We start from the raw sequence: 11,492 nt of genomic DNA, 5'->3' as shown, positions 1-11,492 counted from the left end.
TCTCGTAGTGCTGAATGTCTGCGCTGATATTCTCGAACTCGAGCATGTCAAACAGCTCTGGTGTGTCTAATCTGACAAGTTCGTGATAGGGGCCGTATCCGGCCTTTGACAGCGCCAGATACATGCTCATGTCGTCGCTTATGTTCGAGGATTTAACGTAAATTTCTGAACGTCTGGAGCTTCTGAACGTGAGTTCATATCGCTCCCGCCCATAAAAGGCAGGCTGATAACCTGTAGCGCTGTTGTGATTAGCATGACGTAATCACCTGGGAAGGATTCGAAGTGTTCCTGCTGCTTGGACAGTTGCACACCGTCAAACAGAACATAATCAAACATCAGGCGTTCAATTTCCTCGAATCGCTCTGAGTCCAGAAACTCCAGGGACTCCCGCGATAACTCAGAAGCAATGCCTGTGAAGAAGGCAAAAATCTTGCGGCGTTTTTTATGCGTCATCGCAGCAAAGTCGTAGCGGTTGCCGTTAATCTCAGCAAAACCGTCATCGTAGACCGCCTTGATCATCTCAAGGGCTTTCTGCTGTTTTTCTTTCCGTTCTTTTTCGTTATTCATGGGCATGGGGATACCTTATACATTGCGCACGACGTTACGGAACTCGATGGTGTACTCCATCAGTGCATTAACGTCCTGGTTGTTTTTGGTTTGCGTCGGTTGAGTGGTGATAGAACCGACCTGTAGATCGTAGGTTTCCTTCAGTGCCGCGCCGTCACGCACGAACGACTCTTTAACTGAGCCATTAAAGACAACGGGAATCGCAGCGTTACGCTGCTGGTTGAGCCAGATATCATCATTAGAAAACTTCTGGACGCGTATCACCATCACATGCACCCCGGCATCGACACGCCCGGAGATTGTGACGCCGTTATTCGCACTATTGGCACGGCTCGTAAGCGGATTGGATGGCGTCAACGTGAAGTAGTCCCCCGCTGCGATATCCGTAATGATTCGCCCATTAAGAACCGTGGTCGCGGTATCTGCACTGATAACAATCTGAGACATTCACCGCTCCTTATTTATTGAAATTGATGATGATATCGGCACTGTGAACAGCACCAGCATTCTTTACTGCAACCTGAACAACCGGGGATTTGCGTTCCTGCCTGTCTGCAGTTGACTGGTCTTTCAGGTCACCTGCCAGCACGTAATACCCGTTTTGCTCGATATTTCGCAGAAACATATCCCGATCCCCGAAGAAGTCAGGCAGCGTCCAGGTCCCCGGATTGAACACCCCGGCCTTCACAAACCCATGCGTGGTTTTCTCTACACAGTCCTCTAACTGATCAACGCCATAATAGGTTTGTGGGACTTTCGTCGGCGTGGTTTTAAGGAGGTTGAAGGAATCCGTCTGCACTGCGTCAACGTAGGCCATCAGGTTATAGACGTTGTCCACAAAATCATTGGCACCGCTCGACAGCACGCAGGGAACGTCTTTAATCGTGGTGTAGATATCAAGGCCTACGCGCTTAGCCTTGTCGATCTCCGTCTGCTCATAACTTTCAGCCGGCACGTTCATCGTTTTGAGGTGCAACGTGATTGCGGTACGCTCACCGTTGAAATTGACGGTATGCGTGCGCGCCATATAGCTGACACCAAATTTCCTGTTACCTGCTTTGCTGTAGAGCATGCGGAAATTACTCTGGCTGGCGAGTGTTACTGCCCATGCCGGGTTATCCGGGGCAACTTCCAGAGCTGCCGAACCGGTAAATGTCTCATACACGATTACCGCATTCGCTTTCGCCCATGAAGCGATCAATGGCACCTGCACATCGAGAATTTTGTCGATGAAAGTCGCGCCTTTTACATTGACCTGTGCTTTAAGTTTACTGAGAGACTCCAGTTGTGTTTCAGGTGAAATCTCAGTTGATGCGCTACCGTTTACCAGCGAAGCGCCGGAACCTTCCGCAACCGCCAGCAGATCGCCAATAAAAGAACCGCCATCCATCGCTTTCGGAAAACCAACAACAGAGTTAGCTCCTGTCGATTTGCTGGTGATCACTATACGACTACCATCAAAAACAACCGATGCGACATCTGGCGTAATTTTCGCCTGGATTTGGGCAATGACATCTGACAGTGTCGCAGCCGTCATGCCATTAATTGCGGCCACATCGTGCTTCGTGCCGTCAATCTCAATACTGAATGACCAGTCAGACTTCTCGCGTAATGCTGGCACTACAACTGCCTGAGAAATCTCACCGCCACGTAGTACACCGCTGGTCGCAGGCAGCGTTTCCCCGGCAGCGTTCCAGTAACCGACGATCAGCGTGCCGCCCGCGGATACCGGGTTAGGACTGGTCCCGAAAAACACATTCGCAAAAGCTGCGGTGACTGAAGAAGCCCCCCAGTCCTGTTCAACCGCGGGGGCGCTTTTGTATGAACGCCAGCGTTCAGCGGTGCTCAGTACCCCCGTCTGGCTGGTCAGAATTGCGCAGACGTTGATGTTATCGCGCGCCGCCGCCCGCCCCTCTTCGAGAAGCGTCACATTAATGACGTTATTAATTGATGCCGACATTTACTTGTCCTCTAAAAATTGAAACTGCGGCGTATCGATGCGCAGTGTCTGCACGTCCCGCGCAGGGGCATACTGAACATTGAAACTCAGGTGAACACGGTTGCCGTGGGACTGTCCCAGAAGTTGCCCCACATCGATGATGTTTGAGACGGCCATGATGGTAAGTGAATGCGTGCGGCGCAGTTCGTTCGCGTGCTGGCTTTCACTCAGCATCAGGAAGCTTTCAGCGTTGACGTAAGCCTTATCCCCGTAAAACTCCAGGACAATCGCGTGGCTCACTGAGGCGCTATAAGTCATCACTTCAGCGTCACCATTAAAGCGCTGGCCCCGGGCCAGCATTGATTGCGGTAGTGAGCCGTTTACCACGATATAACTGGTGGAAAAGTCGGACGCCTGCACGTTCCGACGGTCGAACTTGATCAGCTGCTCGTCGTAGTCCAGAAGGTCACGCACGAAACGCGCGACCGCTTTCAGGTGGGGTTGTGTCATGGCGTTGGCACCAGTAGCGGGAGCCGGGTTTCCTCTGCGATGACAGCGCAGAATCCGTAATCCATAAAATCGGCCGGGGACACGACTTTGTAGTCCTTGCCTCCCTTCTCGATAAACTGACCGGTTTCAATTTTCAGCCGAGCATGAATCAGCAGATACTCTTTCGACCAGTCCAGACTATCCAGCGTCAGATTCTCTTTATTCGCACTTTGCACCACCGCCAGAATGTCCTGGCTGCTAACAGTCACGGACGGTTCAAAATCGATAGTGGTTTCAGTGCGGGTTTTGAGTTTTACAGGCTGTTCCCAGCCGATTAACGCATCGCTCATATCAAGGTCTGATAAGTCGCTCACTTACGAACCTCCCATGTAATTGTTCCTCGCAATTGCCCTTTATCAATCAGGATCGCCGACGAACCTTTAGCTTTTTTCGTTGCCTCTGTGATATCTGGCCACGTGCCATACCCCGCCGTTTCAAAGGCTTTCACGCTGATATTTCGCGCCGTCGCGCCTATCAAATTTAAAGCGGTGTCAGCATCCATTCGCCCGGAGCCTACGGCCTCACATGCCTTTTCGATCGCCCGATTAATTTCCGACTTTTTGAGGGTGAATGGAGCGCGAAGAAAGGAGCGTTCAGGGAGTGTTATCTTGTGGGCTGCTGTAAAGCCGCTAACCGGCCCCATAAAGCTATTTTTCGAAAAAGTAGCCTTACCCCCTGTTGCCATATATCCGGTACCACCAGGATGATCGATTTCAGCGCCGAATTCGTGCGCTGCCCCAATCTCGATTATTGATGTCCCATCATCATTGGTTTTGTTTCCCACCTTGCCAGCGGGCAACCCCACGGCGACGTAATGCGTTTTCATCGCCTGCAGGTTCTTCAGGTATTCGGTGGTAAGCTTTAGCGTTTCTTCCGGAGTCATAAAAAACCACTCCCTGATAACTACCGTATTGCCAGTACATGCACACCTACCAGCTTACGAAGCCTCAGGTACTCCTGACCGAATGAGCTTGAGCCGTATCCATCATGGCTGGCCCCAAACCCGGCATCGGGCGCAGAGTAGCCCAGAGACACGCCTGCAACGGATCGGCTGGTGATTGTCTGGACTGGCTTGCCATTGGTACTGCCGGAGGGAGTAAGCACGCCAGCTGCATAAAGCAGATGCGCCGCTAAAGCATGAAGCCCTTGTTCATAGAGCTTGTTCCATACCTTGCGACTCATCTGGTTTGCTGCATCCTGTAGCGCCCCTTCTATGCGAGCAGGGGCAACACTGGCGAACTCGGGGTAACGAACGGTGAAATCCATGCTACCCCCTGTGATTACTCTGCCGGAGAGGATTTGTAATCCACGTACACCGCGGACTGCGGCTGTTTCCACATCGCGCCACCGAAGGCAGAACGATAACCACACTCATAGGTCAGCAGATCACGCTGTCGTGCCGCCAGCAGCTCCGGCATATGCACTTCCATTTCGACGTAATCGGCTTCGTAGGTGTAGATGGCAAGGCGGGTTTTACCCGATTTGATACCTACCGCGTAATTGCTCGGGACTTTCACGAAAGTAATGTTGAATGATTCATTACCAGAAGCCTTACGCAGCGCAGCCATAATGCGATCCATCGCTGCAATCGGCAGCAGGTCAGTACCCACAATGATCGGGTTAGGGTCGAACTTCTGCATGGCGAGCATAAAGTCGCTGGCGTCCATGGCGATATGCGTAGGCTGAATACGGTAACTGGATTTGCGCCAGGCCACGTTGTAAGCATCCAGCGCCAGCTTCACGAACTCATCAGAGGTCATTTCGTCGATGGTTTTGCCTGAAGCATCGATGACAACCTGAACCTTCGCGCCTGTCAGCAACCCTTCCTGCCCTTTAACGCCGCGATGCCCTACGTATCCCGCGTACTGGATTGTTGCGAGGGCGTTGGCATACAAATCATCCTGTTTTTTCGTCTGCAGGTTGATGTTCAGGCGCGCAATCTTCTCCAGTTCTTGCTGAGTCCAGGTTGCGGCTTTAGCCCACTGACCAACAGGCGCTTTCAGCCATTCGATATCACTATCAATGGTTTTCAGGCTGTTGGTTTTGTTACCAATGATGCCGTCTTTCACCGAGCCGACCACTTCGGACACGCCGAAATCCACATATTCCAGGGAGAAATCGAGGCCTTCTTTGACCGGGAGAGCCTCGCCGATATTAATCTCCGGCAGTTCTTTTTCCTGCAACTCCATGTCACGTTCAGTGAGCGCTTCCTGCAGCACTTCTTCGAAATCTGCTGATCCCATAGGCATTGGTTATGCTCCTTCCGTCTGCTGAACTGCCTGTTGTACATAGCCCAAGGTGATAGCCACGCAGTTATTACCCGCGCTCACATCTTCCACCCAGTAGCCCAAATCAATATTGCCGGCTGCTTCTGTGGTCACCTTCCCGGCATCGGCACCCGTCGCCACGATGTAAGCCGCCGCACCACGAGTAAAATCAGCGTCATCGACTGTCAGCGCGCCAACACAATCGCCGTGGGAAAAATGCCCAACGTTGACCTGTTTGTTATGCGGTGCAGCATCACCGTAAATATCGCGCACCACAATCCCATGAATGCGTTTGCCAGCTGCAAGAGGCATCACGCCACCATCCGGGTTGACAGCTACAAACGTGCCGTAGGGCAACTTCGTTTCGGTCAGATTTTCTTCCCCCCAGACTTTGTCGTTTGAGCTGGAGGCGCGTTTGATTGAACCCGGTTTAATAGTGCCATCGGCACCATCCCAGTCAGTAAATCCGAAAGCCATAGTTATTTACCCCCAAGGCGTTGAGTTGCGGTTTTAGTGCTTTTGTTGGCGGAGTCGTTAAACAGATGAGCACCGATTTCACTGCGTGGTTTCGAGGTGGCCTGAATGGCTGCATAAGCCGCACGGACTTCGCTGTCAGTCATTGCTTTGACCTCAGCATCGTTAAATGCTTTAGTGCTCACCAGTACGGCGGCGCGCACGTCACGCGCTGATTTGGCATCATTGAAGCTGACTTTAGGGAAACGGGCTTTCGCGTCTGCCAGTGTGGTGCTGGTTTCATTGCCGGATTTCAACTGCTCCAGCTCTTCTTCCAGCGCTTTAACCTTCGCTTTCAGATCGGCGTTTTCGGTTTCCAGCGCGGTGATTTGCGCGTCCTTGTCGTCACCACCACCAGCAGATGGATCGTCATCGTTTGGCGATGGTGCTCCCGTCGCGCCTTCCAGTTGCTTTTTCAGGTCTGCGAGCTGCGCCAGCACTTCCTGTGCTTTAGCAGTGGCCTCTTCAGTCCCTTGCCCCTGTAGTTCTTCCAGCGCCTTTTCCAGCGCGGCAATCATGCCGACCAGCTCATCAGGCGTTAACGCAACACCGTCGGCATCCTTCAGTTTTTTGCCCTTCAGGAAATTCAGGGCGTCAGTTAATGTTATGAACATTGGCTTACCTTTTTTATCGTTTAACTTACACTGAGGCCCGTAGCGCCCCGCTGCCACGCCCGCGACGTGATTGCCGCGAATGTTGATGTGGTAAAACTTCCCCCCCCTTTCCTCGAGTTCGGCAGGCTCATACCCAACGGACACTTCTCGGATCCCCGTCTCTTCCAGCGTCTCGATTCCCGCGGCATCCGTCAGAAAAACGTCACAGACCACTTCACCGCCCTCAATGCGAGTGTTGGCGATGTGTCCGGATGCTTTGTCTTTGTGGTCTGCTGCGGTGACCTCCCCGTCGTCGGGGTGCGTTATGGTGAACGGGAGTCCATTGAATGAAGCGAGAGTTTCGGGTTTTGATAGTTCGTCGAGAGTGCGAACAACGGTGATTTTTTTGTTGGCATCGCTGCCAGTCAGCCCCAGCTCGTGACCGTAATATTCAATCGGTCCGGCGCGGGTGATCGTCGCAGTGGTAATCACATACCCCTGCGGTGTTCGTTTCCACTTCATTGATTAATCCCATGAGACGTAAGGGAGAGCCAGGCACCGGCATTGATAGTCTTCTCCTGGCTTACCGATAAATGCTCCGATGGTGGAACGTTTCTTCCACGTTTTACCGCCGTCGTCTGAATAAACTGTCGGATCCGAATATTTGCAAAGCATGCCGTTCAGAACGAAATGGTTTTCCCGTTCACGTTCATCGCCAGTGCCGCCCCACTCATACAGGTCAAGGCCAAGCGCCACATTACGTGCTTCAGTCAGGTCTGCGTTAAGTTTCGAGGTCTGGTCACGTGCGATTAGCCTGGCGCGGTTGCGGGTGACGTTCCCGCGCTCCTTGATTATGTCGATCAGGTTTTCATGTCGGCCGCCGTCTTTCATGTTCTCGAAAACCGCCGCGCCGATATCGTGGATAAAATCGGTATGGATGGAGGTAATCAGGTCAACATTGTCACTGACAGCCTTTTCCATTTCTGGTTTTATCGCGCCATCGCCGAGCATCCCGGTCAGATCAATTCCGAATGTCTGAGAGAAAGTGCGCTGCGTTTGTTCTTTGTTCTGCAAGTTCGCACGTGCAACAAACCCGGCAGAAAGTCGGGCGGCGACCTCCTGAATTGAAATACTCGCTAATCGCTGCATAACAGCCGCAAGGCGCGCCGTAATCGTCAAAGGGGGGGTATCGGGTGCATCGGTGAGTGTGGGCTTGTCCAGCTCATCAAGGAGCGTCTGAAGCATGCTATCGACAAACTCAATCAATCTGTCTCGATACCAAACCTCGGCGCGCTTGCTGGCAGTTGGTGGTCGCATCCGTCGGCGTCTTGGCTTGAGGCGTCCCTGCTTGCGTTCCAGCAGCAGTTTCAAGTCCATGTGCCGCCCCTTGCCACAATCGTCTTAATTTCAGCTTCAGTGACCGTCTTCAATACGCCACGGTTTACCATTTCCCTGATAGCGACTTCTTCCGTCAGGATCTCACCAACCACCAGCGTATTAAATCCGGTGGCGTACTGGCTAAACCGCGTCGCCTCATCGGATTCGTTGATGCTGTCGATTGTCGGGTATTCGTAGGTAAGGCTTTCCGTAATGGCGAGTTTATCCAGCGTGAACTGGTCGGCGAAATCCTGCATTGGACGAAGTCGCGACTCCTGCAGGCCGTTTATCGTCTCGTAATAGGATTTGTTGTCTTCCTCGCCACTGCTGAACCCACTGGCCGACTCTCCGAATAGAACCGTTATGGGCCTGTCCAGCGCCCCGGCCAACACTATCGCCATTTTGCTTATCACGTCAGAGAGCCCGGTGAATTGCGCGTTCTTCTGTTCGTAGCGCCCTTGAGCCGTTGTATCACCAGCATCAATCAGCAGCAGCCCGGTAGAGGATTTGGTTTCCTTCATCACCCTGGCATATTCGCGAACATTGCTTTCCTGCCCTGCGGCGATCTGGTTGTTCATGTTTGGGACAAAGAGCACGTCAACATTTGCCTCCTGAATGGTGTCGCCGGTGCTCAGGATTGCCGTATCGAAGGTTTTGATATGCTCATAAGGAGCCTGTAGGTCTGACGTGCCAAACTTGGCGCGGTCCTTAATGCTGTGATTACCGAGCTTTGTTCGGCAGCAGCGGGAATGGTGAAACTTGAGTTGCTTTGTTCCTACATCCAGTTGATACGTCAGCGGTTCACCAAAACAGTCCGAACGTATGTCGGTAATGACATTACTGTCCGGCGTGTACTCACCTTTTCGGAATACCAGGAATTTAACGATATCTTCGCTCTGCAAATTGAGCGGCAAGGTGATCTGCTCGTCAGCACAATCAGTGATAGCCACGATTAACGAGTCACCCAGCAAGGATGCCCACCCCAGCGCGCTATGAAAGACTGCGTTCAATTTCAGTTCTTTTTCAGCATCAGCGATGCGCTGAGTGATAGTGCTATCAACATCGCCCGAGAACTTCCGGGGTAGTTTCAGCATGTCATCAGCCGTTTTGTTGATGTACTTCTTCACCACCCACGATTTCTTATTCATCGCGAGCAGTTCTTTATCCGACACATCGGGTTTGCTGCTGCTGTAACGCACCGCGCCGATCTTCTCACCGAGAGAAGTCATCAAACTAACCAGGCCATCATTCAGACGGCCGACAAAGTTCTTCTTTTTCGTCATTACATGAGGTCCAGTGGGCTGAGTGTTTTACGTTGGTACAAGTCGCGTAACCCTTGCGTCATTGCATCGACAACGTCATCGTTCGCGCCGACCGGGAAGGTGGTGATTTCCTCGACCGTCTCGGTGATCCAAGGGGCAATGTCTTTGTGAGGCAGGAAAACGTTACCCGCTTCCCATACAGCGGTGATCGCATGTGCCCGGGCAACTTTGCTGCCGTCCGGTTCAACAGGAACGAGACCTGCCACCGTGCTTTTCAGTGAATCAATGACCGCCGGGCCGTTGGCTTTGTCCTCCACCAGCTTACGTAAGCCTTTGGGGTATTCGTCAGCCATGCGTTTAACGGCTTTCAGCGTTGCGGTAAAGCTCATGCGCGCGCGTACCTGGTGAAGCAGATAGGCATTGGCGCCCTTTTTACCCCACACCTGACCGACAACGTAGTCAGTGCCTTCGCTGTCTTTGAAAGTCATATCCCAGCTATGGACGACGATATCGAAGTTGGTCGGCAAGTCTTTCGGGAGGTAATACTTGATCCACTCGTCTTTGAAGATTGAGCCGCCGGCCTGTTTTGGCGACTGCTGATACATCGCAGACCAGAAGTAATCCCCGAGGATGATTTTGGTTTCGAGCAGCTTTTCTTTCGGGTGCAGTTCAGGCACCAGCGCTTCGCCCTGCTCATTGATAGCAGGAAACACCAGAACCTTGGCGCGCGGCGTAATCTCCACTACACGGCCGGATAAGTCATCCGTCGCCCAGCGGGTCGCCATGATGATTTCGCCGCTGTTTTTCGACAGACGCGTTTTAAACGTGGAAACGTACCAGTTCCAGATAGATTTTTTGGTCGTCGGGCTGAGTGCTTCTTTGGCGTTTTTTATCGGGTCATCGATGATACCGAGATCGATTTTCTTACCCGTTAACGGGCCGCCTACGCCAGCACAAACATACGTCCCCTTATGGTTGGCTATGCCGAATTCGTCAGTGTTACGCTTTACGGCCACACCATCAGCCGGCTTATTTCCAAGCCATGCGCCAGGAAATACGTTGCGATATTCCGGCGTAGACATAATGCGCTGAACATCGGAGTTCATATCTCCGGCAAGGTCAGCAGAGTAAGACAAAGCGCCAACGCGCATTTCAGGATATTTTCCGAAGAAATACGCTGGCAGGTTACGCGAAACGATATCCGATTTACCATGCTGAGGCGGCGCGCCGAGAATCAGTATCGGGCGCAGTCCGTTCATCATATCCAGCAGGAACTGATCCAGAGCGTCGCAAACCGTCTGAGAGAACTCGCTGGTGATGTATTCGGGGTTAATGTACTGAATGAAGGCGTGGAGACTTGCCCGCGCATTACGTCGTTTGAGTAACTCGGCCGCTGCTTCCTGCTTACTTACCAGCGATAATTGCGGCGAGCTGCTCATCAGTCAGATCCTCCGCGCTTACTATGTGATTATGCTGTATGGGTTCACCATTCGGGCCGCTTAACTCAGTTTTGGTTTTCAGCATGCCGAGATGCTGTGCGACCATCTTCATAGCCTCATCCTGATTGCGGGTGATCATTTCAAGGCCAAATTTGCCCTCTTTAATCCCGGCAAAAAGGCGGCGTTCTGCGCCCTTCAAATCTCGCGTATCGTGGAAAACAGGACGGCTCAGACCAACACCATTGCAGCGGGGGCAATCCGGGTTCGGGTCCAGTGTGCCGTCGTAGCCGTAGCCGCCCGTATCCTTAGGCAGCATGGCACCTTCCTTCCCCTTAACCTTTTCTTCCGCTTCCTCAAACTCAACTGCATCGCGCCACTGGTAGTTAAAACCGAGTCCCCAGCAGTAACGGCAACAACCGCGGTGATGTTCAGTCAGTTGCGTAGCGTCTGCTGTCGCAATGTCCCACCACCATTTCAACACTTCGTCCTGCGTTATCTTCACTCTTCGCGAGCGTTCGTCCAGCGCGTCGCGGATTGCCTGGCTGACCTTAGCATTTCTTAGCAGGCGCGAGGCGTTAACGTAAGCCGTATTTCCTTCGCCTTTATAGCCAGCCCGCTTGTATGCAGCGGTCCTGTTCAGATCGAGAAGATACTCTTCGACAAACCTGATCTGCATATCGTTAAGGCCGTAATTGCGCAGGTTGAAGGGTTGCGCACTTTCCTGTGTATCAGTCTGCACATCGATTGATGTTTGCTCATGCTGCGCAGTTGCGGGGGCGTGTTCAGTCTGCGCATTGCGCTCTTTCTTCTGCGCAGTTTTTTGCGCAGTTGGTTTTTTAATGTATCGGCGGGCTGTTGCGTAATTCAGTCCCTGCGCTTCACACCATTCCTTCGGTGATACGCCGGTTGCGGCATGATCGGACAGGAACCGTCGCTGAAGCTCGCCCCAGTCCGGTTTTGCCATAACAATTCCTTGATGATGTTGT

At 52.5% G+C, this 11,492-nt stretch carries 14 protein-coding genes; all 14 read right to left on the bottom strand.

What is annotated here, in order from left to right; genetic code table 11:
• Positions 1-138: 138 nt before the first annotated feature.
• From ACLJXE_RS11770 to ACLJXE_RS11705, 14 genes are read right to left on the bottom strand one after another with little or no spacing between them, the layout of a single operon-like run.
• Positions 139-567, bottom strand: a complete 429-nt coding sequence (locus ACLJXE_RS11770; protein ID WP_137364435.1) for a hypothetical protein — start codon at positions 565-567, stop codon at positions 139-141.
• A 15-nt stretch (positions 568-582) separates the two neighbouring features.
• Positions 583-1,014, bottom strand: a complete 432-nt coding sequence (locus ACLJXE_RS11765; protein WP_137364436.1) for a hypothetical protein — start codon at positions 1,012-1,014, stop codon at positions 583-585.
• 10 nt (positions 1,015-1,024) lie between these two features.
• Positions 1,025-2,527 carry a DUF3383 family protein gene (locus tag ACLJXE_RS11760; protein ID WP_410750927.1) on the bottom strand — a complete coding sequence of 501 codons (1,503 nt, stop codon included), beginning with the start codon at positions 2,525-2,527 and terminating at the stop codon, positions 1,025-1,027.
• Complete coding sequence (locus ACLJXE_RS11755; protein ID WP_155021110.1) at positions 2,528-3,016, bottom strand: hypothetical protein; 489 nt, start codon at positions 3,014-3,016, stop codon at positions 2,528-2,530.
• Positions 3,013-3,369, bottom strand: coding sequence for a hypothetical protein (locus ACLJXE_RS11750; protein WP_085348082.1), 357 nt, complete (start codon positions 3,367-3,369; stop codon positions 3,013-3,015). The genes ACLJXE_RS11755 and ACLJXE_RS11750 overlap by 4 nt, the downstream gene beginning before the upstream one ends.
• Positions 3,366-3,938, bottom strand: a complete 573-nt coding sequence (locus tag ACLJXE_RS11745; protein WP_181549063.1) for a hypothetical protein — start codon at positions 3,936-3,938, stop codon at positions 3,366-3,368. Before ACLJXE_RS11745 ends, ACLJXE_RS11750 begins: the two co-directional genes overlap by 4 nt.
• A 20-nt stretch (positions 3,939-3,958) precedes the next feature.
• Entirely contained in the window at positions 3,959-4,321 is a 363-nt protein-coding gene (locus ACLJXE_RS11740; RefSeq protein ID WP_410750926.1) for a DUF4054 domain-containing protein, read from the bottom strand.
• Positions 4,322-4,335: 14 nt separating this feature from the next.
• Positions 4,336-5,304 carry a major capsid family protein gene (locus ACLJXE_RS11735; RefSeq protein WP_410750925.1) on the bottom strand — a complete coding sequence of 323 codons (969 nt, stop codon included), beginning with the start codon at positions 5,302-5,304 and terminating at the stop codon, positions 4,336-4,338.
• Positions 5,305-5,307: 3 nt separating this feature from the next.
• On the bottom strand, positions 5,308-5,799 hold the full coding sequence (locus tag ACLJXE_RS11730) for a hypothetical protein (RefSeq protein ID WP_410750924.1): 492 nt from the start codon (positions 5,797-5,799) through the stop codon (positions 5,308-5,310).
• A 2-nt stretch (positions 5,800-5,801) separates the two neighbouring features.
• A complete protein-coding gene (locus tag ACLJXE_RS11725) occupies positions 5,802-6,950 on the bottom strand; it encodes a DUF2213 domain-containing protein (protein ID WP_410750923.1) in 1,149 nt (382 codons plus the stop codon).
• A 3-nt stretch (positions 6,951-6,953) separates the two neighbouring features.
• Positions 6,954-7,805: a phage minor head protein gene (locus tag ACLJXE_RS11720; protein ID WP_410750922.1), complete on the bottom strand. Its 852-nt coding sequence runs from the start codon at positions 7,803-7,805 to the stop codon at positions 6,954-6,956.
• Positions 7,796-9,088: a DUF1073 domain-containing protein gene (locus ACLJXE_RS11715; protein WP_410750921.1), complete on the bottom strand. Its 1,293-nt coding sequence runs from the start codon at positions 9,086-9,088 to the stop codon at positions 7,796-7,798. Before ACLJXE_RS11715 ends, ACLJXE_RS11720 begins: the two co-directional genes overlap by 10 nt.
• Positions 9,088-10,506, bottom strand: coding sequence for a phage terminase large subunit (terL, locus tag ACLJXE_RS11710; RefSeq protein WP_410750920.1), 1,419 nt, complete (start codon positions 10,504-10,506; stop codon positions 9,088-9,090). Before terL ends, ACLJXE_RS11715 begins: the two co-directional genes overlap by 1 nt.
• The gene (locus tag ACLJXE_RS11705) at positions 10,472-11,470 is read right to left on the bottom strand and encodes a terminase small subunit (RefSeq protein WP_410750919.1); all 999 of its coding nucleotides are present in this window, start codon (positions 11,468-11,470) and stop codon (positions 10,472-10,474) included. Before ACLJXE_RS11705 ends, terL begins: the two co-directional genes overlap by 35 nt.
• Positions 11,471-11,492 lie beyond the last annotated feature (22 nt).

The organism is Citrobacter sp. U14242 (genome assembly GCF_046555775.1).
GTDB lineage: Bacteria > Pseudomonadota > Gammaproteobacteria > Enterobacterales > Enterobacteriaceae > Citrobacter.
This window is presented reverse-complemented; position numbering and strand designations above follow the sequence as displayed.